Below are 25,384 nucleotides of genomic sequence, written 5' to 3'. Positions count from 1 at the left end.
TTAATGGATCCATCTCAAGCAAAAAAGAGCCGTTCCCCGCGAAGGGAACGGCTCCTGAGATTGATGCTGCCGCGGAGCTTACGCGCCGAGCTGGTAGCGGACGAAGGAGACGACGGAGACGTCATCGCCGAGTTCCTTGCCGACCTGCTTGAGCAGGGCGTCCACCGTGACGTTGGAATCCTTAACAAATCCCTGGTTCAGCAGGCAGGACTGGGCGTACAGGGCCTTCAGCTTGCCGGGAAGAATCTTTTCCAGCAGGTGTTCGGGCTTGCCTTCCTGGATGAGCTGCTGCTTGGCGATTTCCTGTTCCTCAGCCACGAAGGCGGGGTCCAGGCTGTCGGAGCTGACGCTCTTGGGAGCGGCGGCGGCAATGTGCAGGGTCAGGTCCTTGGCAAGAGCCTTGAACGCGTCAGACTTGACGGTTTCTTCCTTGCCGGCCTTGATAGACAGCAGAACGCCAACCTTGCCGCCCATGTGGATGTAGGAGACCACAGCGCCGGAGCCGTCCACCGTGAGGCGGGCGAACTTGCGCAGAGCCATGTTTTCACCGATGGAGCTGCACATGGCCTTGATGTATTCTTCCGTAGTGCCTTCGGGCATGGCAACCTGGAGGGCTTCCTCCAGCGTGGCGGCCTTGGAATCCATGAGAGCCTTGGCAACGTCGTTCACCAGGCCCTGGAACTTGTCGCCCTTGGCGCAGAAGTCCGTTTCACAGTTGAGTTCAAGGATGATGCCGGAACAGCCGCAGGGAGCCACGGCGGCGCGGATCACGCCTTCCTTGGCGTCACGGTCAGCCTTGGCGGCAGCCTTGGCAATGCCCTTTTCGCGAAGATACTTCACAGCGGCTTCCATGTCGCCGTTGCATTCGTTGAGGGCCTTCTTGCAATCCATCATGCCGGCGTCCGTTTTGTCACGGAGGGCCTTGACGAGAGCTGCAGTAATTTCTGCCATAGTGTTTCTGTTCTTTCTAAATGGGTTGGTTTAGGCTTCGGCGGGAGCGCCCTTGCCTTCGTTGATGGCCTTGACAATGCAGTCAAGGACCAGACGGATGGAACGGACGGCGTCGTCGTTGCCGGGAATCGGGAAATCGATTTCCTTCGGGTCGGCGTTGGTGTCAACCAGAACGCAGACGGGAATGTTCAGACGGTGGGCTTCGCGGATGGCGATGTCTTCATGATCGGCGCCGATGGCTACCATGGCGTCCGGAGCGCCGCCCATGTTGCGGATGCCCTGAAGGTTGCGTTCCAGCTTCTGGCGTTCGCGGTCCAGAGCGGCCAGTTCCTTCTTGGACATGCTCTTGAATTCCGGGGTCTTTTCAATCCCTTCAAGGTAGGAAAGGCGTTCGATGCTCTTGCGGATGGTGCTCATGTTGGTGAGCATGCCGCCCAGCCAGCGATGGTTGACGTAGTACTGACCAGTGGCTTCCGCGGCTTCGCGGACGGCTTCCTGGGCCTGGCGCTTGCAGCCGACGAAGAGGATCTTCTTGTTGCGGCGTGCCAGATCGGCCAGGAAGGAGCAAGCCTTGTCCAGGCATTTTTCCGTTTCTTCAAGGTTGATGATATGGATACCGGCCTTGTCCTTGAGAAGGTACTTCTTCATGCTGGGGTGCCATTTGCGGGTCTGGTGGCCCAAATGAACACCGGCTTCAACCATCTGGTTAATCAGATCATTAATCATATATGTATGTAGGTGGCTTTCCTTGCGGCAGGAAAAGCGGTTTTTGGGGACTTCGACGCTTTCTACCCCTCCGATCCCCATTGTTCAGGTTGCGCCGAATCACGCGAGGGACAAATAATATACTTCACGATGCCCTTCTTGTCAAAGCATAAATCATTGATTTACGCAACCATTCCGCCATCCGCGGCATCCCGCCGGAGGAGCGCCTCCGCAGCGGCTTTCATCCCCTGCCTGATACTTATCGTATAAAAAACAGGAACATGCCGCAAAACAGTCTTGGAAAAAACATGGAAGAGGCGTTCCATGCGGGCGTTCCGGATGACCAAGACCCTGACAAGCGGCAATCCCGCCAAATTGATTTTCCTGTTTACCATTCCCCTGCTGATCGGCAACCTGTTCCAGCAGTTTTACAACATGGCGGACACCCTGATCGTGGGCCGCACGCTGGGCGTGGAAGCCCTGGCCGCCGTGGGCTGCACGGGCGGCCTGATGTTTTTCATCCTCGGCTTCGTCATCGGATTCACGGCGGGGCTGGCTATCATCACGGCCCAGCGCTTTGGAGCGGGCCGCAGGCGGGCGGTGCGTCGCAGCTTTGCCGTCTGCATCGTCCTGAGTTCCGTCATGACCGTCCTGCTGACCGCCGTCAGCGTCGCCTTCGCTCGTCCCGTTCTGGAACTGCTGCAAACTCCTCCGGAAATCCTGGAGGCGGCCCACGCCTACATCATCGTCATTTCCTGGGGCATCGGCGCAGCCATGCTGTTCAACCTCCTCTCCAACGTTCTCCGCGCCCTCGGGGACAGCCGGACGCCCCTCTATTTCCTGGTTCTGGCCTGCGTACTGAACATTGCGCTGGACCTGGCGCTGATCCTGCGGTTCGGCATGGGACCCGCGGGGGCTGCCGTCGCCACCGTAGCCTCCCAACTGGTTGCGGGCCTCTGCTGCACCGCCTACGTTTTTAAAAGGTTTCCCATTCTCCGGCTGACCAGGGCGGACTGGAACATGAGCCGCCGCTACCTCTGGGCGCATATCCGCGTGGCCCTTCCCATGGGGTTCCAGGCATCCATCATCGCCATTGGAGCCATTCTGGTGCAGTTTGCCCTCAACCGGCTGGGAGCGCAGTCAGTAGCGGCTTTCAGCGCGGCCCAGAAAATCGACATGGTGGCGACGCTGCCCATGATGTCCTTCGGCATCACGATGGCTACGTACGTGGCCCAGAATTACGGAGCCAGGAATCTGGAGCGCATCCGCCGGGGCGTCCTCCAGTGCAACCTGATGTCCGTGGGGTTCAGCATCGCCGTAGCCTCCGCCAATATTGCCTGGGGGCCGGAACTGATCCGGCTGTTCGTGGGAGACGGGGAGAAGGAAGTCGTCAGCCTGGCCCAGACCTACCTGAACATCAATGCCTCCATGTACTGGGTGCTGGCGCTCCTCTTCGTCTTCCGCTACACGCTGCAAGGGCTGGGCCAGAGCATCGTGCCCACCTTCGCGGGCGTCATGGAGCTGTGCATGCGCGCCCTGGCCGCCATCGTGCTGGCCCGCTGCCTGGGCTTCACCGGAGCCAGCATGGCGAGCCCCGCCGCCTGGATCGGCTCCTGCGTGCCTCTCGCCATCGCCTATTACTTCACCAGCAGAAAGCTGGCGCGGTCCATGAAGCAGGGCTTTCCTCCCTGCCGTGAGGAAGAGCCGGGAGCCGTCCGGCAGGCCGCGTGATTGCGGCTGGCATTCGCCCCGCACCGGAACCGGTATCTCACCCGGAGGAAAGAGAAACCGTCATGGAACGCCGCAGAGGTCAATCACGGGTCTTCGCGGAAATCCCGGAACGTTCCCTTCCCCAGTATTCCCGCGCCTTCTGCAAATAAAACGTGCCCAGGGGAGGCAATATTTCCAGTTCCTTGCCCCACTTTTCCGCCAATTCCGGAGAAGGCATGTCCTCCCTCATGTGCTTTCCCTCCCCGATCAGGAAAGGAAGCACTACCACCCTGTTTCCCTTCAAACGTGGAAATACTTCCTCCACGGAGGGGGAAGCGCCGAAATAGGCCAGGGCCATATCCGTTTCCTGCGGCCATAAAAAGGCCCGCAGTTTCTGTAAAAAGGCGAACGGCTCCGGAGGAAGGTCCTTTCCCACCACTCCATGGGCCACCACCAGCAGGGACGTTCCCGGCTCCAGCTCTTTCCCGAGGGCGTCGCGGACGGTCAGGAAGGGCATCACGTCTTCCCCGGCTCCCCACACCGGCTTGAATTCGAATTCCGGAGACACGCCGCGTTCCGCATACATGGCGCTCAATTGTTCCGGCAGCGCTTCCGTCACCGTCCAGCCGCTTTGCATGAAGACTGGATAAATCTGAACCACCCCGTCGCCCGGAGGCAGGTCGTCCGCCTGCATGTCCCGGAAGGAAGCCTGCCAGACGGGAGCGCCGTCCATGCCCAGCAGCTTGATGCGATCCGCCAGATGCTGCCGGAGTTCGGCCCCCGCCTCATCATAGGAGACGCATAGCTTGTAAATTTTTTTGGGCATGTGAAGTGAGACCCCGGAGGGAAGGCGGCGTTCAGCATCTTCCCCACTTGCAGACGCAGGGACGGTGCATGCCTGCCGTTTGTAACAGAAACGCCGGATGCCGGCAATACCATAACCGCCTTTTCCCTCCATGGCCTCCCATTCTCCGCAATACAGCAGGAAAAATTCTTTTATTCCGCTGATTTTCATTTTCTTATGAACCTTCTAAAGAAAGGGTCCGGAGAAAATGGTCCCCTCTTGCCGAATCTCCCGGCGGAGGCAGGATAGCGGCTTGACCGGAGGGCTTGAAACCGTCATGATATAAGGACATACAGGTTTTGTTTTATGTCGTTTTACATTCAATCCGTTGAAATCGGCGGCCCGCGGCCGTTCTACCTCCTGGGCCCCTGCTCTCTGGAATGCGAATCCTTCGTCTGGGAGATGGCCCGCTCCATCAAGTCCATTGCGGAAAACCTGGACATCCCGCTGATTTTCAAGGCCTCCTACGACAAGGCGAACAGAACTTCCATCACGTCCTTCCGCGGACCCGGCGTACGGGAAGGCTGCCGCATCCTATCGGAAATCGGCAAAGAGCTGGAACTGCCCGTCGTTACGGACGTGCATACGGCCCGGGAAGCGGAGATTGCCGCCGAATACGTGGACCTGCTCCAGATTCCCGCCTTTCTGTGCCGCCAGACAGATCTTCTGGAAGCCTGCGCCAAGAGCGGCCGTCCCGTGAACATCAAGAAGGGCCAGTTCCTGGCTCCGTGGGATACTGTGAACATCGGGGAAAAGATGCGCGCCTTCGGCTGTGACGAGTTCATGATGTGCGAGCGCGGCACCTCCTTCGGCTACAATAACCTGGTGGTGGACATGCGCTCCCTGTACTGGATGAAACAGGAAGGCTTCCCCGTCGTGTTTGACGCCACCCACGCAGTCCAGAGGCCCGGAGGCCTGGGCGGAACCACGGGAGGAGACAGCGAACTGGCTCCCGTGCTGGCGTCCGCCGCCATGGCGACCGGCAGCATTGACGGCGTGTTCATGGAGGTGCACAAGGATCCGTCCAAGGCTCTTTCCGACGGGCCCAACCAAATCCCCCTCCACCTGCTTGAAGGCGTGCTGAAACGCCTTCAGTCCATCCATCAGGCGGTTCAGTCATGATGAAGTTACCGTTCACATGCTTTCTGGTAATTGCCATGCATGGCATGGCGGCGCAGGCGGATACCACCCTGCCCGCAGCCACGCCCTTCGCCGGCGTAGACAAGAAATTGCCCATGCTGGAGCTTCTGCCCGTAGGCCAGGTGCTCCCCAAAGTCAGCCTGTCACGGTATGAAGGGCCGCGCCTTTCCATGCTGCTGACCGCTTCAAGCGTGACCGTAGCCGCCCCGCAGGAAATTGCCGCCAGCATCCTGAACGTGTACCTGTACGGGAAGAACAACCAGACCTCCCATCTTTTCACGAAGGCCGCCTCCTACTTTCTGGACAAAAAACTGGTCGTCTCCCATACGGAGACCACCCTCAAGGAAGAGAACTTTTCCGCCAGGGGCACCGGCCTTTACATGGATACCAATATCAAGAGGGGCATCATCCTTGGCCCCGTTCAAACCACCATCCGCATGGATCAACGCAACAAGTAACCATTCCTTTTATGAAAAAACTTTCCTCCCTGCTGCTGCTCGCCCTGACCGGGGGTCTTGCCTGCGGCGCCACTGACGGCGTTCCCGCCCATATCGTACAGCCTTTGCCCAAGGAACTGGATCCACGCCTGGAACCGCCCCTGGCTCCCCCCTCCGGCATCGTGCGCCCCCTGACGGCGGAGGAAACCGCCCGGAGGGAACGGGAACTGGCCCCCGTTCCGACCGCGGGCCTGAAGGAAGACGGTGAGAAGGCGATTGAAGCGTACAACGTGAAGGAAAAGACCGTTGACGGGCAGATTCAGGAATTCCGCCAGCAGCACCAGGTCACCGGCAATGCCACCGCCCCGGCTGCGGACACCGCTCCCGCTGCGCCCAATCCGGAAGAGAACTTCATGCGCGCCAATTCCTCAAACAACCTGTACTCCGTAGATTGTGACGGGGACCTGTACTTCGACATGGAAGAAGGCGTGCTGGTGTTCATGAAAAACGTCCGGGTGCGCAACCCCAATCTTTCCATGGACTGTGCGGACCACCTGAAAATTTATGCGGAGTTCGTGCCGAAGAAGCCGGGCGACAAGAAGCCCTCCGAACGCAAGCAGGAAAAAGAGAAGGAAAAGGAAAAAGAAGGGGAGAAGCCCCAGGTGGCCCTCCCCAACGGCGGCAATTTTGACTATAATTCCATTAAAACGGTCGCAGCCTCCGGCAACGTGAAAGCCAGCTATACCAACAAGGAGGGGGAAACCAGCAACGCCCAGGCGGACAAGATCACCTACAACGCCAAAACCGGGGAAATCATCCTGACAGGCTCCCCGGTGATTATTACGCCGGACGCCATCATCAAGAATCCGAACAAGGACGCCTTCATCCGCGTGTACTCGAACGGGAATATGTACAGCAGCCGCGGCACCAAGACCACGTTCCGCCACGTAGACAAGAAGCTTTCCGACCGGGACAAACAGAAAACCAACCGCAAGCCGTGAGCTCCCCCCTATCCACCCATCTGCTGAGAGCCGAAGGCATCTGCAAAACCTATAAAACGCGGACCGTCGTGGACCAGGTCAGCCTGACGGTGGGCCATGGCGAGATCGTAGGCCTCCTGGGGCCGAACGGCGCGGGAAAAACCACCTCCTTCTACATGGTGGCGGGGCTCGTGCGCCCGGACGAAGGCCGCGTGATTTTTGCGGGCGAGAATATCACGGAACTGCCGATGAACCTGCGCGCCAGGCGCGGCATGGGCTACCTGCCGCAGGAGGAGTCCATCTTCCGCAAGCTTTCCGTGGAGGACAACCTACTGGCCATTCTCCAGACCCGCAAGGACATGACCTCCCGCCAGCAGAAGGACCGCGCCGTGGAGCTGATGGACCGCTTCGGCATCACCAAGCTGCGCCGCTCCATGGCCATCCAGCTTTCCGGCGGGGAAAAGAGGAGGCTGACCATCGCCCGCGCCCTCGCCACCAGCCCCAAACTGCTGATGCTGGACGAACCGTTCAGCGGCGTGGACCCCATCGCCGTTTCAGACATCCAGAAGATCGTCATGGAGCTGCGCGATACGGACGGCCTTTCCATCCTGATTACGGACCACAACGTGCGGGAAACCCTGCACATCGTGGACCGCGCCTACATCCTGTTTGAAGGGAAGGTCATCAAGCACGGCACTTCCGAGGAAATCGCCAACGACCCCATCGCCCGCAAGCAGTACCTGGGCGACCAGTTCCGCATGTAACGCCACTTTCCGCCCCTCCCATGTCCTCTCCGCAGAATACGATCGCCCTGGTGTTCGACTATGACCAGACCCTGAGCCCCTTCTACATGCAGGATCAGGCCATTTTTCCGGAATTCGGCATCTCCCCGCAGGAGTTCTGGACCAGGTGCAACGCCACCGGGGAACGGGAAGGCTGGGACGGGGAACTGATTTACATGAAAAGCCTGCTGGACGCCCTCTCCCTGGACCGCGTCAGCAATGCCCGGCTCACCCAGCTTGGGGAACGCCTCACCTTTTACCCCGGCCTGCCGGATTTCTTTGACGCCTTCCCGTCCATGACCCTGTCCTCCCTTCATACGGACCTGGGCATCAACATTGAATACTACATCATTTCCTCCGGCCTGAAAGCCCTGATTGACGGCTCTGCCCTGCGCCCTTATTTCAAGGCCGTGTTCGGGTGCGAGTTCAGCGAGGAGAACGGCTACATCAACTTTCCCAAGAGGGTCATTTCCCACACCACGAAGACCCAGTACCTCTTCCGCATCAACAAGGGCATGCTGGATTACGACCAGGACGTGAACGACCACATGCCGGAGGACATGCGCCCGATTCCCTTCGCCAACATGATCTACATCGGCGACGGCCCCACGGACGTGCCTTGCTTCACCGTTATGCGCAGGAATGGCGGCCACGCCGTGGCCGTGTACAATCCGGAGGACGAAACGGGCCGCAGCTTCCGCAAGTGCTATAACCTGGCTTCCAATTCCGACCGCGTGAACTTCATCGCCCCGGCGGATTACACGCCCGGCAGCCACCTTACCCGCCTGCTGTCCGGCATGGTGACGGACATCGCCAACGGCATCGTGCGCCGCCGTGACCGCGCCCTGGCGGATTCCTGCATTGCGGCCCCCACCTTTTCCAAATAAAAACCTGCTCCATTCCTCTCCCCCCGTCATGAACAGCCATTTCCATTTCCTCGGCATCTGCGGAACCGCCATGGGCGCGGTAGCCGCCGCCATGGCCCGCCGCGGCTTTACCGTCACCGGCTCAGACGCCAACGTTTACCCCCCCATGTCCACCTTCCTGGAGGAGGAGGGCATCACCCTGTTTGAAGGCTACAAGGCCTCCAACATCCCCGCGGACGCGGACGTCATCGTCATCGGCAACGCCATGAGCCGCGGCAATGAGGAGGTGGAAGCCGTGCTCCAGCGGCGCCTGCGCTACCTCTCCCTGCCGGAGACGATGAAGGAATACTTCCTGCGCGGCAAGCGCAACTACGTGGTGACCGGCACCCACGGCAAAACCACCACCACGTCCATGCTGGCGTGGCTGATGGAGGACTCCGGGCTGAACCCCAGCTTCATGATCGGCGGCATCGCCCGCAACCTGGGCCGCGGCGGCCGTTTTACGGATTCCGATTTCTCCGTGCTGGAGGGGGACGAATACGACACGGCGTTTTTCGACAAACGCTCCAAATTCCTGCATTACCTGCCGGAACTGGTGGTCATCAACAACATTGAGTTCGACCACGCGGACATTTACAATTCCCTGGAGGAAATCAAGCTGAGCTTCCGCCGCCTGACCCAGATCATTCCCCGCAACGGCCTGGCGCTGGTCAATGCGGACGATCCCAACTGCCTGGACGTGGTGAAGGGGGCCCCCTGCCCCGTCAAGACGCTGGGCTTTTCCGACTCTTCCAACATTCGCATCCTGGACGTGGAAACCTCCACGGACGGCAGCCATTTCACCCTGGAAGGCACCCGCTACTACGTGCCGATGATCGGGGAATTCAACATCCGCAACGCCGCCATGGCGATTGCCGCCGCACAGTTTGCGGGGCTGAACGTCAAGCAGCTGGCGGACTCCATGGGCCGCTTTGAAGGCGTGGCGCGCCGCCAGGAAGTCAAGGGCGTGGTCAACGGCATTTCCGTGGTGGACGACTTCGCCCACCACCCCACGGCCATCAAGCAGGCCATCCTGGGCCTGCGCCAGCGCTACCCGGGATCACGCATCTGGGCCATTTTTGAGCCGCGCTCCAACACCACGCGCAGAAACATCTTCCAGAATGAACTGGCCCTGTCTCTCGCCACGGCGGATTTCCCCGTGGTGGCCGCCGTGGACCATCCGGACAAGGTGGCCCTGGAGGAACGCCTGGACCTCACCAAACTCTCCAATGACCTCTCCGCGCTGGGCAAGGACGCCCTGATCGGCGGACAGGCACAGGAAATCGTCTCCGCCGTCTGCAAGAAAGCCCAGCCGGGAGACGTTATTCTGGTAATGAGCAACGGCGGTTTTGACGGCATTCACGCCAAATTGCTGGAAGCCTTGAACGCCTGACCCTTTTTCATACATTCACCTCCAATGAAAAACGCATCCACCATCACCGCCTTCATCATCAGCTTCCTGGTCGTGGGCAGCCTGGCCCTGGTCTTCCTGTTCCTGGGAAACCGGGAGGAGGAGCCCGCCCCCGCTGAACCCGCGGCGCAAACGGAAGTTCCTCCGCGCCAGACGGTGACGCCCCAGCCCACCGTGGACCCGCTCACCAAGGAAGACATCAGCCGGCAGACGGCCACGCCGTCCTCCCTGGTCAACCTCAGCTCCCCCCAGACGCTGGCGCAGGCGATTGCCAAGGTTATTCAGGACCGGGACGCGGACACCCTGAAATCCCTGGAAATCCAGCAGGCCGTCACGGAGGCCCAGGGCCGCATCATCCGGGAACTCATGGAAGCGCGCCATGTGCGCCTTTCCACCCCCGGCATCACCAGCATCGGCGCGAATAACCAGGGGGCCAACCCCACGGCCAGATACACGCTCAACTTCAGCAGCGGCGCGCGCGGCTACCTGGACATGAAGCGCAATGACAAGCAGCAGTGGACGCTGGACACCCTTACGCTGCCCAGCAAGCAGGACCTGGCCAAGGACAAGGCCGCCCCCATGGCCATGAACGACCCCATGGGCATCGTCAGCTCCTTCATGGACGCCGTTGCCAAGGCGGACTTCCGCACGGCACGGAAATTCGTGGACGGAACCAAGGTGCAGGACGCCACCGTGGCCGGGCTGTGCATCCTGTTTGAAGAAGGCGCCTTCCGCCTCCGGGAGGACGCTCCCATCAAAACCGCCTATGAAGCGCCCACCAATGCGGGCTTTTTCGTCCACCTGCAGGACGCCCAGGGCAGGAAAGCCGGCAACGTGGGCCTGACCGTAGCCAAGAAGGATGAACAATGGCTGATTGCGGAAGCCTCCCTGGACAACATGCTGGAAGCCTACACGAAACGGCAGGGGGCCGGAGACGACATTTTCATCCCCATCGTGAAGAATCCGCAGGGGGGCGATTCCCTGGCCCTGTTCTTCGGTTTCAATGAAGATTCTCTGTCCAAGCGTTCCGAACGCCAGCTCCAGATTGTGGCGGAGGCCATCAAGATGGACAGCGGCAAGAAGCTGGAAATCAGCGGCCACACGGACGATGTGGGGAGTGAACGCTACAACCAGGGCCTCTCCGAACGCCGGGCGGCGGCCGTGAAGGCCCAGCTCGTCCAGTTCGGCGTTCCTGCGGAAAGAATCGTCACGAAGGGATTCGGCAAATCACAACCGCGCCGCACCTACTCCCCCACGGCGGACGAAGGAACGCGGGATGAAGCCCGCAAGGAAAACCGCCGCGCGGAAATGTACCTGGACTTTTAAAGAGTGATTAGAGTGGAGAGTGGAGAGAAAAGTTTTTCAGCCAATTCCATTAACTATTCTCTATCAACTATTAACTGAAACGCCATGGCCCGCCGCTACGTCATCAAGCAGGATGCCGCGCCAGCCGTTCCCATCTCCGGGATCGACTACCGCACGGCCCTTAATGAAGAACAGTATGCAGCCGTTTCTTCGGAACCGGGACCGGCGCTCGTCATTGCAGGGGCCGGTTCGGGAAAAACGCGCACGCTGACCTACCGCGTGGCGTGGCTCCTGGACCACGGCACGGACCCGTGGAACATCCTGCTGCTGACCTTCACCAACAAGGCGGCGCGTGAAATGACGGAACGGGTTCGCTCCCTGATTCCCCTGGACCTGTCCCGCCTGTGGAGCGGCACGTTTCATTCCATTGCCAACCGCATCCTGCGCCAGCACGCGGAATACCTGGGCTATACTCCGGCTTTCACGATCATGGATTCCGACGACCGCAAATCCATGATTAAAAGCGTGGTCAAGTCCCTCAAACTGGATGAGAAATCCACCCGCTTCCCCAAACCGGAAGTCCTTTCCTCCCTGTTCAGCCTGGCGGACAATGAGGGCGCCAATATCCAGGAAACGCTGGAAAACGCCTATCCGTACCTCTCCAACCACCTGGACGCCATCCTGGACGTGCATGAACAATACGTGGCCCGCAAGCAGGAAACCAATAGCATGGACTTTGACGACCTGCTGCTCAACGTCGTGAGGCTTTTCCAGGAACAGGAGCATCTGCGCGCCCTGTACGGCTCCCGCTTCCAGCACATCCTAGTGGACGAATACCAGGACACCAACTACCTCCAGAGCCGCTTTATCGACCTGCTGTCCCGGGAACACGGCCAGCTCATGGTAGTGGGGGACGACGCCCAGAGCATTTATTCCTGGCGCGGGGCGGATATGGAGAACATCCTCAGCTTCACTACCCGCTACCCGGCGGCAAAGACCTTCAAGATAGAGACCAACTACCGCAGCGTGCCGGAAATTCTGGAGCTCTCCAACGCGGCCATCGCCGCCAACGAGGTGCAGATTGAAAAAAGGCTCCGCTCCGTGCGGCCTACCGGGGAAATGCCCCCGGCCCTCGTTCCGCTCAACGACGACAGGATGCAGGCCAAATTTGTCGCCCAGCGCATCCGGGACCTCATTGAAGAAGGCACGGACCCCAATGAAATAGCCGTGCTCTACCGCGCACACTTCCACAGCATGGAATTGCAGATGGAACTGACCCGCGGGGAAATCCCCTTCCGCATCACCAGCGGCATCAGGTTTTTTGAACAGGCCCATATCAAGGACGTGGTGGCGTTCATGCGCTTTGTGGTCAATCCCAGGGATGAACTCTCCTTCCGCCGCATGGTGATGCTGCTGCCCGGCATCGGTCCCGGCATGGCCCAGAAGCTCTGGATACGCTGGGCCGCCTGCCCGGAAAGCCGGCTGGAAACGCCGCCGGAATCCTTCTCCGCCCTGATGCTGGATTTTCCGGTCCCGGCCAAGTCCAAAACGGCCTGGACGCAGCTCTGCTACACGCTGGATGAACTGGCCCCAGCCGGAAAAATCGCCGGGCCGGCCTCCATGCTCATTTCCATCAATGAAGCCGTGTATGACGAGTACATGCAGGCCGCCTTTGAGAATTACGACCAGCGCAGGCAGGACCTCCTGCACCTGGCCGGATTCTCCGAACGCTTTGAATCCACGGAGGATTTCCTCTCCCAGCTTTCCCTGCTGGGCAATACGGATGATGAAAGCGCGGCGGCAGACCTCTCCGGAGGCGCCGTCACCCTGTCCACCATCCACCAGGCCAAGGGGCTGGAATGGTCCGTCGTCTTCCTGATCGGCCTGTGCGACGGCATGTTCCCGCACCAGCGGGTGATTGACGACGGAGACCTGGCGGGTCTTGAGGAGGAACGCCGCCTCTTCTACGTGGGCATCACCCGCGCCAAAGACCAGCTTTACCTGACCTACCCCCGCTGGAACTGCCGCGCGCAGGGAGGAACCTTCATGCAGATGCCCTCCCGCTTTCTGGATGAATTCCCGGCCAGCCTGGTGGAGGAGTGGGCGGTAGAATAAGAAGCCTGTCCCCCTTCCTGCGGTAAATGCGGGGCGCACTGGGTCTTTAATCCTTTTCCGCCGGGGAGGGAAGACGCTGTGCGGAGGTCTGGGGTGACACCTCCTCCATCCATTTGAGGACTTCCACCAAATTCTCGTCCGGCGGCATTTCATGCTTTCCCGGAAAGGGAAATTCCTTGATGGCGCACTGCCTTCTTTTGAGAACCTTGACGTCATGGCTGACGGCACTGTTGGCTCCTCCGTCCTTGTCTCCATTGATAATAGCCACCGCCATGCGCGTGGGGCACGTGAGGCGGTCCTTCCCTCCCAGCCAGCCGCCCATGGATACAATCCCCTTCCACGGGCGGACGGGCGGAATCCTGCGCTCACTATATGTAAAGGCACGGGACGCTCCGCCTGAAATGCCGCCCATGTACATGCGGTCCGCATCAAAAAAGGCCATTCTCTCCAAACTCCCGTTCGTGGAAGTCCACAGCTTGCCCAGTCCGGCTTCATGTTCCTTGGACTCCGAATTTTTAAACGTCGTCAATCCCAGGGCCACCCATCCGTTGGCCTCGCAGGCCTTCCGGAATTTCTGGACCATGTGCTGTCCATTGCCTACGGAATTAAACAGAATGATGACGGGAGGCGGAGTTTCCGCCTTCAGCGTGGATGGATAATAGACAAAGGCTTCCGGATAGGAATCCGTAGCGGGGATTTTAGTGATCTTCCCCAGCCTTCCTTCCGTATGCCGCTGCATGCGCTCCTGGTTGCTCATGGCTTCCGGAACATGCTCCTTGATCCAGTCCACGTCGTTCCCGGACAAGCTTGCCAGAGGCAGTTCCACCTGTCGGCCTTTCTCCAATTTAAGGGAAACTTTCCTGCCGGCGGCGTTGAAGCGGACAAAAGCCGCCGTGATGGTTTTGCCGGCGGTATTGGTCCACACGCGCGGCTGGTGCGGCACATCGGCCTCCTGCGCCGGGGCAAGCGGCAGCAACACGGCCGCGAGGACCGTAAACAATCGGGTAGTCATTCCCCGGTAATAGGCTGCCGACCGTTGGCAGTCAATAAAATTCGCCTGATTGCACAGCTTTGGGCACATCCCTGTTCGGAAAGCTCCATTCTTGCAGAGGCGGAACGGAGCATCCAAACTGCCACCACAGCCGGAAACAAATTTTCTTATTTATATTTGAACCATTTTCACGGCCATTATTCCGGGAAGGAAACAGCAAAATAAAAGAGGACCCAGAAAACATCATACATCCCTCACCATCAATGAGATATTTTTTCTTCTCAGGAAAATGAATTTACTGGAAGCTTTCTGGAATTCCTTTCCGGCTCCAGGTTTAAAAACCCTGTCATGACAAAGACCGCCAGACAATAGCCGCAACCATCTTATCCTGAATCATTTTCATTCCCATCTCCATCAAACCTTCCCATGTCATCCCACTGAACAGCCCGGAACGAGAATCATCTAAAACCTCGGGCGCCGTGATTGTCACGAACGCATAACCACCTAATCATTAAACAAATAAAAAAGCATGAAATTAAGACTCCCACATATGCTGCTGGCAGCAGTTATCGCTTGCCTTGGCAGTTTCTCCGTTGCTACGGCAGCTAACTATGCGGCCAACAGCGCCGATTCATTCGTGACGGCCTGGAACCAGGCTGCCGCCTCGAATGAAGCGTCAACCATCACTATCACCGTGCCGGCAGGCTCCGATAACATCACACTGACCCAGGAACAACGGGCCCAGTTGAACGCCATCTCCGGAACGGGCAACGTTACCGTCCAAATGGCGGACCCCAGCGGCAAACTGGTTAATTTCAATTATGATCTGGTTAATGGACAGGTCAGCTTCAACGACATCACACTGAGCGAACCCCTGGGAAGCGACAATGACATCGTAGTCACGAACGCCACGGACACCACCACCATTGACGGCAGGAACATTGCCATCGAAGGAACGAATGACGCCGCCAATCCCAAGACGGTAGGCGCCACCGTCACTTCCACGAACGGACAGGTAGGCATCGGCGACAACGTTTCCATGGAAAAAGCCGTCACCGTTACCGGCCAGGCGGCTCACACGGTGGACCCCTCCACGCCCCCGGCAGGTGAGGCCTATACCAGGACGACCTACGACACCTACAGCAATTCCAACGAGCAGGCCGTGGTCCTGGGCAACAACGTCACCATGCAGGATACCGTGACGGCTACCGGCCAGATCGTCAGTGATCCGGCGGCCAAAGTTACGCTGAACGGAGACGTGACCTCCACGGCCGGGATCGGCACCGTGACCACGGAACAGTTTGACGCGGCCAACAACCAGAACAGCAAAACCGTCATCGATTCCATGGATGACAGCATTTCCGGCGGCATCGTCCTTGGTGAAACCACGGCCGGATCCATCACCATCAAGACTGTAGGCGGCAATGTTTCCCTGGGAGACAACACCGTTCTGAACGGCACCACCGTTTCCGCGGAATCCGTCGACCTGAACAAGACGGTTTACAGCAATGACGACGGCAACTGGAATACGGTTGTGGGCACGGAAAAGCTGGACACCATCGAAGGCAGCGTCACCCTGGGCAACAACACCACCGTCAAGGGGAATTCCACCCTGACGGCGGATGACAATATTGCCATCGGCACCAACAGCGTGATCACCGGCAATACCGCCGCTGACGGCATCATCACTGCGGGAGGCCAGATCTCCATCGGAGACGGCACCCAGGTCGTGGGCAACACCGCCACCAACGCCGGCAAGGCCGCCATCAACCTGGCCGACGGCCAGACCCTGTACATCGGTTCCGGCGCAGTTCTTTCCGGCAACACGTCCAACGGCGTCCTCGGTTCCGTGCATGCGGGCCAGAACACCCAGATCAACGTTTATACGGACGGCACCGCCTACACCTTCATCAATGACGGCATTGACACCGCGGCTCCCGCGGCCCCCACGGCTGACGCCGCCCCTCTGGCCGCTGACCAGACCGTCATGACGAAGACCGGCACGGGCACCCTCGTCTACGGCGGCGGCGGAGCCACCGACACGTTCGGAGGCACCTACCAGCAGCTTGAAGGCAACCTGATCATTGGCCACGCCACCTTTGGAACCGTGGACGCCGCTACCGGAAAAGTCGGCCCCCTCCAGTCCATCGGCGCCGCCGTAATGGGCACGGACGATACGGTTTACGACATCCGGACGGGCCAGGTGACCCTGGCGCAGAATTCCACCATGAAGGGGGCTTCCGCCTCCTTCGGAGGCGATTCCACCCTGCTCCTGAGCGACGGCTCCGTGCTTGACTTCGGCACCCCGGCCACCTTCACGGATAATTCCCGCGTGGGCATCCAGGTATCCGACGCCACCGGCAATCCCGTCCCAATCGCCCAGCTGAAGAAGGGCACGGAAAGCGTGAACGTCACGCTGAACGGCACGGACATTTCCGGACGCCTGCTGAACAACCTGTTCCTGACCACCACCATGGCTCCGGGAACGACGGAAGGCACCACCACCATCACCCAGAACATGAGGGGCATTGACGGTCCCATGTCCGGCTACAACGGCAACGTTTACACCGTAGCGGCCGCTCTGGAAAGCAACCGCCTGAACGTGGCCGCCGGTTCTCCCGCCGCCCAGTTCTATGAAACCCTGCTGCGCGTGACGGACCCGAACGAAGCTGCCAACATGATTCAGTCCGTCAGCGGTGAAAACGTGATGAACTTCGCGTGGGCCGCCAGCCGGACGCTGAGGAGCTTTGCCGACCTGGGACGCATCCAGTCCGCCGCCTCCATGGCCCGCCAGACGGAAGACACCATTGAAGTGGTGGACGCCAAGGGCTCCCCGATCGCCCGCAAGACGATCGCCAAGGGCAACGGCAACATCTGGGTAGGCGGCATGGGCAACTGGGATGACCAGGACGCCCGCGGAGGCATCTCCGGCTACAAGTACAATGCAGGCGGCTATGCCGTGGGTATTGACTACAAGGCTGCCCAGGGTTCCCTGATCGGCATTGCAGTGGGCCAGAGCTTCGGCGACATCAAGGACAAGAGCGGATTCGGCTCCGACTACGACGTGGATTCCTTCATGGCCATGATCTACGGCCGCATGCATCCCTTCAGGGAAAGCAAGTTCACGCTGGACGGCTACGGCGCCTACGGACGCTCCAAGTTCAAGGGCAATTCCTACATCATGGGAACCGCCGCCAACGGCAATGAAAATGCGGACTCCTTCAGCGGCGGCCTGTACGCCACCTGGACGGAACACTTCGCACTCGGCAAGGCCTTCGTAACGCCTTACACGGGTATCGAATTCATGACCACCGAACTCAAGGGCTTCTCGGAAAGCGGACCTTACGGCCGCTCCTTTGACCACGCCCGCGCCCAGAACTGGACCATTCCGTTGGGCGTGACCATCGCCCGCGCCTACCAGACGGACGGCGGCACCACCATCACCCCGGCCTTGACGGTGGCCGCGGCGCAGGATGTGAGCCGCATGAATCCCAAGTCCAACGTCAGCGGACCCCTGGGAGCCTGGAACGTGCGCGGCGTCAACGTCGGTCGCACCGCATTCCGCCTGAATGCCGGCATTGACGTGCTCTTCTCCAGCAATTGGGGAGCACGGGTCTGCTATCAGTTCGAGACCCGCAACAAGCTGACCTCCCATGGAATCAACGGAGCCATCAGCTATACGTTCTAAGTAGGACGGCGCTTCAGCGCATGCTTTTACTTGGTTATGGTAGGCCCTTTCCCGCCCTGTGCGGGAAAGGGTTTTCCGTATGTTTCAACTACTGTCTCCTGCCGCACATTAAATCTTTTCTTTTAAAAACGGCATCTCCGAATAAAGGAATGACGTCTGCACGGATTTCCAATCCGGCGTCAATGCAAATGTTTGAAGGAGGAACACATCAGGCAAACATATCTTTACTACAACTTAAACGGAAAAGAGGGCACGAGCATTTAATTAATTCATAATTCATTTATTGTAAAATATTTATTTTTTAATAAACCGGGAATCGGATTGGAAATCCGTTATCCGTGTCTCTGTTAAAGTATCTGTTGAGCATGAGATTATCTACATTCTGCATTTTATGCTGCCTATCCGCCGGGATTTCCCAGGCTGCCACCTATGTCTGGAGCGGAGCGGCAGGAAACGGGATCTATGGAGATTCCAACAACTGGACGGTGGACGGCGCGCCGAACGGCTACTTCCCGCAGCACAGCACCAATGACAACGCCATCATCGGGGAAAACGCCGGAACTGTTACCTGGTCCACCGCGCAATCCTTCTTCGGCGCCACCAATACGGTCCAGGTAGGGTCCGGAAGCACCCTGGTCTGCACGACTACGATAGGGGATCTCAACGTCAATTCCTTTACCCTGGAAGGCAATTCCCATCTGGTATTTGAATCCAGCAACGCCTTTGGACTGGGCCGTGACTTTACGCTGGATTTCGGCACCTTTACGGCGGCGGAACACGGTTCCTGGACCGCTACGGACCTCACCAACTTCTGGACCAACGGAAAAACCGTCACCTTCACCGGCACGCTGGATATGAACAGCCTTTCCGGAAGCGGAACGATTGAACTGGCTTCCATCAAATCCGCCCAGCAGGGAGGCAACCTCAATCTGGACCTGAGCGGCCTGAACATCGCCAGCAACTCCCAGGTACAGGCGACCGTGACGCAGGTCACGGAAAACGGCGTCACCAAGGTACTGATCAACTATGAAACCGTTCCGGAACCCGCAACGGCCACGCTGAGCCTGCTGGGACTGGGCTCCCTGCTGTTAAGAAGAAAGAGACAGTAGTCTCCGCCCCAGCACCGATTTTACCCCGGCTTGCTCCCCAAAGGGAAAGCCGGGGTTTTCTTTTGCCGGCGGGGTCAATTTTCACAAGCATTTCCCCATTCGCCAACGCGGCCGCTCCGGGGCCGCGCAACGCCGCCCCGAACGGAAAAACGGAAGCTTCCCCGCGCAGGTCAGAACTCGCAGTTGCGCGGCGTGCGGGCAAAGGGCAGTACGTCGCGTATGTTCGTCACTCCGGTCACGAACATCAGCAGGCGTTCAAACCCGGCTCCGAATCCGGCGTGCGGAACCGTGCCGTAGCGGCGCAGATCCGCATACCAGCGGTAGGCTTCCTCATTCATGCCCATGCGGCGCATGTTTTCCTCCAGAATGTCCAGCCGTTCCTCACGCTGGCTTCCCCCTACGATTTCCCCGATGCCGGGCACCAGCACGTCCATGGCGGTAACGGTCCTGCCGTCTTCGTTCAGACGCATGTAGAAAGGCTTGATCTCCTTCGGGTAATTGTAAACGATGACCGGGCATTTGAAATGCTCTTCCGTCAGGAAGCGTTCGTGCTCGCTCTGGAGGTTGATGCCCCAGGAAACGGGGTAATCAAACGTTTTCCCGCTCTTGAGCAGAATATCCACGGCTTCCGTATAGGAACAGCGCACAAACGGCGTTTCCTTCACATGCTCCAGGCGTTCCCGCAGTCCCTTGTCCACAAAGCGGGTCAGGAATTCCACCTCTTCCGCGCTGTTCTCCAGGGCGTCGCCGACCAGGAAGCGGACGAACGCTTCCGCCATGTCCATGTCTCCGTACAGGTCGCAGAAGGCCATTTCAGGCTCCACCATCCAGAATTCCGCCGCATGGCGCGTGGTATTGGAGTTCTCCGCCCGGAAAGTGGGGCCGAAGGTATAAATATTGCTCAGTGCGCATGCGAACGCCTCCCCTTCAAGCTGTCCGCTCACGGTGAGGTAGGCCGCCTTGCCGAAGAAATCCAGGGCTGCGTCACGGGAGGCGGCGTCGCCCACGTCCAGCGTCGTCACACGGAACATTTCACCGGCGCCCTCGCAGTCGCTGGCGGTAATAATGGGCGTGCTGACCCAGGAAAAGTCCCTCTCCTGGAAAAACCGGTGGATGGCATAGGCCAGCCTGCTGCGCATGCGGAACACGGCGCCAAACAGGTTGGTGCGGGGGCGCAGATGGGCGATGGAACGCAGGAATTCCGGCGTATGCCCCTTTTTCTGCAAAGGGTAGGAATCCGGAGCGGTCCCCACCAGCTCCAGGGAGGCAGCGCGCAGTTCCCATCGCTGCCTGCCCTGTCCGGCAACCAGAGCCCCGCGAACGCTCACGGCGGAGCCCGTGGTCATTTCCCCAATCCGTTCATAACCGGGAATGCCTGCATCCGCCACCACCTGGAGGGAAGCCACGGAAGAACCGTCATTTACTTCCAGAAAGGAAAAAGCCTTGGAATCACGGCGCGTACGCACCCAGCCCTGAATCAGTACGTCCGGCATTTCCGCCTCACTGTTCAAAGCATATTTCACCAATGTTCTGCTGATCATGGCGCAAGTATAATACAGCGCCTTTCCCATGCCAGCAGAATTACTTTTCTCCGGAGAGAATATTCAGGCGCTTCCGGCAGCGGAAGGAGGGCGTGCAGCACGGCTCTATTTGGAGGGCTGCATAACCTGCCGCCCCGTCGTAATGGCGATGGCGTCCGCCAGCGGCATTTCCTTTTCCGTGTGGGCCGCACCCCAGGAATCCGAGAAGATGAGCGTCTTCTTTTCCTCGTCAAAGCCGATGATGAGCCTCAAATGGCCACCGCGCGTCTGGGACAGGCGCAGCGGCTCAGGAACGATGCCCAGTTGAACGGACCACAGCACGGGAATGCCCGCCGTGATGTAGGGCCTGATGGCGTTGAGCCATTTGTCCATCTGGGACGGAGATCCGGCGCGCGCCAGCTTCAGCACCTCCCCGTCCGCATTGTCCCAGAAGCCGGACCAGTCATATTCATTCTCCACCTTCTCCTTTTTTAATTTGGAGGCGGCGCGGTTGTAGGCTTTCAGCAGATTCCGGAAATCACGGGTGTCCGTCAGGGAATCCAGCACCTTGATCCGGATCTGGAAGCGCGCCCCTATCTTTTTCAGGTTCTCCGCCATTGCCGCCGTGCTGGTTCCTCCTTCCGCGGAGGAATTGGCCAGGGAAGCAAGTTCGTGCTGGTCCACGTAATCCATTCCGTAATAGGCAAAAATCCGGGCGGCGGTCGCCACCACGCAATAACCCTTCTGCCCCTGGTCTACCATGGGAATGTCCTGGATGACCACCCGTTTTCCTTCTTTCCTGACGTGCTGCTTGATGTCCGCCTTTCTGGCGCGGGAAGAAGCGTCGCCCCTCGCGATGGAAGCCTCCGTGGGGCCGGCCTTCAACCGGATGAATTCCGCTTCAAATTCCCTGCCCTCCCGCGACGTATTGGTTTCCAGGGTAATCGCCCCCTTGTCCCAAATCCAGGACCAGCCATTGACCTTGACCACCGCCTCCTTCCGGGTGGCCCGGTACTCCCTGGGCTGCACTCCGGTGAGAGCGGTCAGCCCTTCCCTGACGCGGTCCAGGCGTTTTTCAAACTCATCCTTGTCAATGGCCCCGTTGTCCCCCTTGTTGTACATCATGACGGTCATGGACTGGGGAACGCCTTCCTTCCAGTGCACCAGCATTTCCCCCAGGGACATTTCCCCTATTTTGATTGCAGGCTTCGCAATCCGGAGCTGGGTCTTGTCCCTGTCCACCCAGCCTCCGGATTCCCCGTTGAAATATTTCCCAAACAAATCCGGTTGCGGGAGGGTCCAGAACGCGCCGGATTTTAAATCCGGCGCCATGTCGCCAGCGCCCCATGCGGCGGGAAGAAGGCAGCAGGCGGAAAAGACAGAGAGGAATGAAGAGATAAATCGCATAACGGCAAAGGAGTAGAGGAACGGTCCCGCTGCTCGGGGCCCATGCTGACAATGTATTCTTCCATGGCGGTCCTGCCAAGAAAAAATGAATCTTACCCCGGCGGACGGTCCGTTATTAGCCTTCCCTTCACCGGATTCATTCAGACAGGCCCCAGGAACAAAAAAACCGGCCTGCCGCGGTACATTCCGCAGCAGGCCGGCTTGAATGAATAAACCAGTCCGGTTACATGAACGGACGCAAACGCTGCATGATGGCGTCCTTGGAAGAGGCTCCCACCATCGTATCCATGATTTCCCCGTCCTTGATAACCAGAAGGGTGGGAATGGTACGCACGCCATAGGTAGCGGCAAGGCCGTTGTTGGCGTCCACATCCACTTTGCCCACCTTGATCTTGCCGGCCAGTTCCGTGGAAAGCTGGTCAATGATCGGGGCGATCATGCGGCAGGGGCCGCACCATGTAGCCCAGAAGTCGACAAGCACAGGAATGTCGGACTTCAGGACTTCATCCTCAAAATTTGCTTCAGAAAATACGTTTGCCATAGTACCGCTTAGAGTATTTCAACAGTCATTATGTTCACTTATTCTTCTGCATCGGCGCCATCATCGGAAGACTCTTCTGCAGGGGCATCGGAGGAGGCGTCATCGGAAGAAGATTCGGCGGCCGCGTCATCGGTCGCTTCTTCACCGGCGGAGGTGGGAGCCGCGGCAGCGGGCTTGGAGTCGCTCCCCAGCCAGCCCGTCATGCTGCGGGCTTCCAGGGTATCCGTGGCGTATTGATAACCAACGAAAATAAGCGCAAAGGCAAGAGCCACGAAGGAAAGAATATTGAGCAGCGTATTGGGAGACGCTTCCGTATCTTCTTCAAACTTCTTGGCCGTAAAGGAGGCGGAAGAAACCGGAGCGGCCGCAGGAGCGGTATTCAGCCCGATGGTGGCCTGCGGAAGCTGGGCGGTCGCCATGCCTGCCCCGGGAGGGGTCAGGGGAACGGTGGGCGCAGCGGCTGCGGGTGCCGCACCGGCGGGAGGAGCCACGGGCGTCGTGGCGGAGCCGAGAGCAACCGTCTTCAACCCGCCGCCAAGCTTGATGCCTCCGCCGAGCCCGGCGGGACGAAGGGGAATGGTGGGCGCAGCAGCAGCGGGCGGCGCGGTGGGTGCGGCGGGAGCCGCAGGAGCGCCGGAGGCGGGAGGGACAGAGGGAGCCGCCGGTGCCTTGGGCACGGAGGGAGCGGCCGGCGGAGTCGGAATGCTGGGCGGAGGCGGAGTACCGCCCGGAATGGAGGGGGGAGGTGGATTACTCATATCGGAAAAAATAGCTGTGCTGAACGATAGCTCTCGCTTATTTCCGACCGTAAATCAAGAAAAAGAATGCGCAAAGCCCAAATTCCGTGCAATTTTTTTTAATTTGGAGCGTATTCCATCCTAAACACGCTGTCCGGACTTGCCCTGAAAAGCGTTCTTTCCTACGCTGTGTATCCGGCATTATTTCATATGAAACCCATTACCAAATTAGCTTCCACCACCTTGCCCGACGGTTCCATTCTCGACCTCTGGGAACGGGACGGCTTCCATTTTCTTCTTCGTGACGGCGTGCAGCTCGCGTCCAGTTTTTCCCATGGGAGCAATGAAGCGGCAGCGGCCATGGCGGCAGCCCCGGTTAAAAGGGCCAACCAGCCCGCTTTTCTCCTGGACGGCCTAAGCCTGGGGTTCACCCTGTTTGCCCTGATGGACCTGGTCCAGAGGGAAAAGGCCCGCTTCATCGTAGCGGAGCCCTGCAAGCCGCTCGTTGACTGGCACCAGGAGCTGATGGACGGGGAACGCCCCGGCTTCCTGCACGATCCCCGCGTCAGCGTGGAATTCACTCCGGCGCTCCAGATCGCCCGCAAAAACCCGAAAAGCTTCCACGCCATCCTGTGCCGTTCCACGCATGAACGCATGAACCTGAGCGTGGCGGAGGCTTCCGACTATTTTGCCGCGCTCAAGCAGGGCGGCCTGCTGGTCATCACCGTGGCCCGGCCGGACGTCCGGCTTGCCCGCACACTCCAAAAAGCGGGTTTTGAAGTGAGCACGGAGGCCGTGCCTGCCTCACATAAAGGAAAGAAAACCACTTTTCACACCGTTATTCTTGGAAAGAAGGGGCGCTTCGTCCCCTTTTCCGCGCATCAATCCTGATTCCATCCTGCCACCATGAACCGCACAACTCTTACAACGGCCGGACTTCTGGCCGCCCTGCTCATCGGAATTCCCGCCCTGGCGGATTCCATTGCCCCGGGCATCCTGCTTCCCAAGAAAAACACCAAGTCCATTTCCTTCTCCCCCAAGGGGAGCTCGGACATTTTCCTGCTCGGCATCATGCCGCAGGGCAGCTCCGTCAAGAAGGGGGAATCCGTGGCGCAGGCGGACTTCCGCATCCTGGACAAGAGCATTGAAGACTACGAACGCACCATCAAGAGCAAAAACCTGGAAGTGCTGAAACTCCGGTACGCCCTGGACCAGCAGAAGGAACGCTCCGCGCTGGCTCTGCAAAAATACCAGACGGCCCTGACCCGGACGGAGGAGGACCAGAAAGACTTCCTGGAAAAGCGGAAGGCCCGCATGCTGGCGGAAGAAGAGGAACGCGTCAACAAGGCCCTGCGCCACATGTCCTACAAGCAGGAGGAGCTGAACCAGCTTACCAAGATGTACAAGGATGACCAGGTGGCGGAGGAAACGGAAGAAATCATCCTCAAGCGCCTGAAAAACGAACTGGGGGAAAGCGAATTTGCCGTCCAGGGAGCCAAGCTAGTCGCGGAGCTGGCCAAGCTGCGCAACATCCACCGCCTGGGGGAAGACTACGCCACGGCGGTCAAGGAAAAGCAGATGGATTTGGAACAGGCCCGGAAGCAGGCTGATTTTGACCTGGAACAGAAAAAGATAGCCCTGACGGAGGCGGAGGTGTCCCTGCGCCGCCTTCAGGACAAATACAACGAACTGAAAGCGGACCGGGAAATGGCCGCCTTCAAGGCCCCTGAAAACGGCATCCTGCTGTACGGCGGCTATGTGGCGGACAAATGGGTAGCCATTCCGGTGGCGGAAAAGCTCAAGCCCGGCGGCAAGCTGGAAGCCTTTGACAAAATCGCCACCATCGTCCCGCCGAACTCGGAACTGATCGTGCAGGCCACGCTGCCGGACTCCACCGCCACGCCCAAGGTGGGGGAAGCCGTCGTCATCAAGGTAACGAACATGCAGATTCCCGGCGTCATTACGGAAGCCAGCCCCATTCCGGGGGCGGACGGCAAGCGCCGTATCATCATCACGCCCAAGGTTCCCGCCAGCCAGATCTTCGCTCCCGGCCTCCCCGTCCAGGTCACCATCAAGGACCAGCAGGCCTGATCCCCCTACGGACCT

21 protein-coding genes are annotated in these 25,384 nt (G+C 59.2%); 13 read left to right on the top strand and 8 right to left on the bottom strand.

The annotated features are described in order from the left end of the window. Nucleotides 1-78 precede the first annotated feature (78 nt). Together tsf and rpsB are read right to left on the bottom strand one after the other, a co-directional pair. On the bottom strand, nt 79-951 hold the full coding sequence (tsf, locus tag HJW02_RS05760) for a translation elongation factor Ts (protein ID WP_022396311.1): 873 nt from the start codon (nt 949-951) through the stop codon (nt 79-81). Nucleotides 952-981: 30 nt separating this feature from the next. Next, nucleotides 982-1,677 (bottom strand): 30S ribosomal protein S2, encoded by a 696-nt coding sequence (gene rpsB / locus HJW02_RS05755; protein WP_102721700.1) that lies wholly within the window; start codon nt 1,675-1,677, stop codon nt 982-984. Nucleotides 1,678-1,953: 276 nt separating this feature from the next. Between rpsB and HJW02_RS05750 the strand changes: the two genes are divergently transcribed. After that, nucleotides 1,954-3,387: an MATE family efflux transporter gene (locus HJW02_RS05750; protein ID WP_208050611.1), complete on the top strand. Its 1,434-nt coding sequence runs from the start codon at nt 1,954-1,956 to the stop codon at nt 3,385-3,387. 79 nt (nt 3,388-3,466) lie between these two features. Here HJW02_RS05750 and HJW02_RS05745 read toward each other — a convergent pair whose 3' ends face one another. Further along, nucleotides 3,467-4,192, bottom strand: coding sequence for a CbiX/SirB N-terminal domain-containing protein (locus tag HJW02_RS05745; protein ID WP_180971060.1), 726 nt, complete (start codon nt 4,190-4,192; stop codon nt 3,467-3,469). 324 nt (nt 4,193-4,516) lie between these two features. Here HJW02_RS05745 and kdsA point away from each other — a divergent pair, with 324 nt between their 5' ends. From kdsA to HJW02_RS05705, 8 genes are all read left to right on the top strand, one after another. Continuing rightward, nucleotides 4,517-5,332, top strand: a complete 816-nt coding sequence (kdsA, locus tag HJW02_RS05740) for a 3-deoxy-8-phosphooctulonate synthase (RefSeq protein ID WP_022396315.1) — start codon at nt 4,517-4,519, stop codon at nt 5,330-5,332. Then, entirely contained in the window at nt 5,329-5,808 is a 480-nt protein-coding gene (lptC, locus tag HJW02_RS05735; RefSeq protein ID WP_022396316.1) for an LPS export ABC transporter periplasmic protein LptC, read from the top strand. The genes kdsA and lptC overlap by 4 nt, the downstream gene beginning before the upstream one ends. 11 nt (nt 5,809-5,819) lie before the next feature. Next, nucleotides 5,820-6,788, top strand: a complete 969-nt coding sequence (locus HJW02_RS05730; protein ID WP_102721538.1) for an LptA/OstA family protein — start codon at nt 5,820-5,822, stop codon at nt 6,786-6,788. Further along, nucleotides 6,785-7,531 (top strand): LPS export ABC transporter ATP-binding protein, encoded by a 747-nt coding sequence (gene lptB / locus HJW02_RS05725; RefSeq protein ID WP_102721539.1) that lies wholly within the window; start codon nt 6,785-6,787, stop codon nt 7,529-7,531. The genes HJW02_RS05730 and lptB overlap by 4 nt, the downstream gene beginning before the upstream one ends. A 20-nt stretch (nt 7,532-7,551) precedes the next feature. Then, entirely contained in the window at nt 7,552-8,436 is an 885-nt protein-coding gene (locus HJW02_RS05720; protein ID WP_102721540.1) for a haloacid dehalogenase-like hydrolase, read from the top strand. Nucleotides 8,437-8,464: 28 nt separating this feature from the next. Beyond that, nucleotides 8,465-9,847, top strand: a complete 1,383-nt coding sequence (mpl, locus tag HJW02_RS05715; RefSeq protein WP_022396320.1) for a UDP-N-acetylmuramate:L-alanyl-gamma-D-glutamyl-meso-diaminopimelate ligase — start codon at nt 8,465-8,467, stop codon at nt 9,845-9,847. Between the two features lie 24 nt (nt 9,848-9,871). After that, nucleotides 9,872-11,191, top strand: coding sequence for an OmpA family protein (locus HJW02_RS05710; protein WP_205597359.1), 1,320 nt, complete (start codon nt 9,872-9,874; stop codon nt 11,189-11,191). An 84-nt stretch (nt 11,192-11,275) separates the two neighbouring features. Beyond that, on the top strand, nt 11,276-13,285 hold the full coding sequence (locus HJW02_RS05705; protein ID WP_102721541.1) for an ATP-dependent helicase: 2,010 nt from the start codon (nt 11,276-11,278) through the stop codon (nt 13,283-13,285). Nucleotides 13,286-13,331: 46 nt separating this feature from the next. Here the strand turns inward: HJW02_RS05705 and HJW02_RS05700 are convergent, their stop codons facing one another. Next, nucleotides 13,332-14,297: a hypothetical protein gene (locus tag HJW02_RS05700; RefSeq protein ID WP_022396323.1), complete on the bottom strand. Its 966-nt coding sequence runs from the start codon at nt 14,295-14,297 to the stop codon at nt 13,332-13,334. 508 nt (nt 14,298-14,805) lie between these two features. On the opposite strand from HJW02_RS05700, the gene HJW02_RS05695 reads away from it, so the two are divergent. Together HJW02_RS05695 and HJW02_RS05690 are read left to right on the top strand one after the other, a co-directional pair. After that, on the top strand, nt 14,806-17,964 hold the full coding sequence (locus HJW02_RS05695; RefSeq protein ID WP_102721543.1) for an autotransporter outer membrane beta-barrel domain-containing protein: 3,159 nt from the start codon (nt 14,806-14,808) through the stop codon (nt 17,962-17,964). Nucleotides 17,965-18,329: 365 nt separating this feature from the next. After that, on the top strand, nt 18,330-19,073 hold the full coding sequence (locus HJW02_RS05690) for a PEP-CTERM sorting domain-containing protein (RefSeq protein ID WP_022396325.1): 744 nt from the start codon (nt 18,330-18,332) through the stop codon (nt 19,071-19,073). A gap of 170 nt (nt 19,074-19,243) precedes the next feature. On the opposite strand, the gene asnS is transcribed toward HJW02_RS05690, so the two are convergent. The 4 genes from asnS to HJW02_RS14010 form a co-directional block, all read right to left on the bottom strand. Further along, nucleotides 19,244-20,611 carry an asparagine--tRNA ligase gene (gene asnS / locus HJW02_RS05685; RefSeq protein WP_180971069.1) on the bottom strand — a complete coding sequence of 456 codons (1,368 nt, stop codon included), beginning with the start codon at nt 20,609-20,611 and terminating at the stop codon, nt 19,244-19,246. Between the two features lie 108 nt (nt 20,612-20,719). Next, a complete protein-coding gene (locus HJW02_RS05680; protein WP_180971795.1) occupies nt 20,720-22,000 on the bottom strand; it encodes a C39 family peptidase in 1,281 nt (426 codons plus the stop codon). A 223-nt stretch (nt 22,001-22,223) separates the two neighbouring features. Further along, the gene (trxA, locus tag HJW02_RS05675) at nt 22,224-22,541 is read right to left on the bottom strand and encodes a thioredoxin (RefSeq protein WP_022396328.1); all 318 of its coding nucleotides are present in this window, start codon (nt 22,539-22,541) and stop codon (nt 22,224-22,226) included. 38 nt (nt 22,542-22,579) lie between these two features. Next, a complete protein-coding gene (locus tag HJW02_RS14010; RefSeq protein ID WP_102729851.1) occupies nt 22,580-23,299 on the bottom strand; it encodes a hypothetical protein in 720 nt (239 codons plus the stop codon). 189 nt (nt 23,300-23,488) lie between these two features. On the opposite strand from HJW02_RS14010, the gene HJW02_RS05665 reads away from it, so the two are divergent. Further along, nucleotides 23,489-24,169, top strand: coding sequence for a hypothetical protein (locus tag HJW02_RS05665; protein WP_102731255.1), 681 nt, complete (start codon nt 23,489-23,491; stop codon nt 24,167-24,169). Between the two features lie 15 nt (nt 24,170-24,184). Then, entirely contained in the window at nt 24,185-25,369 is a 1,185-nt protein-coding gene (locus HJW02_RS05660) for a hypothetical protein (protein ID WP_022396331.1), read from the top strand. Nucleotides 25,370-25,384: the final 15 nt, after the last annotated feature.

Origin of the sequence: Akkermansia sp. GGCC_0220, assembly GCF_017566105.1 — a bacterium.
GTDB classification, from domain to species: domain Bacteria; phylum Verrucomicrobiota; class Verrucomicrobiia; order Verrucomicrobiales; family Akkermansiaceae; genus Akkermansia; species Akkermansia massiliensis.
This window is presented reverse-complemented; position numbering and strand designations above follow the sequence as displayed.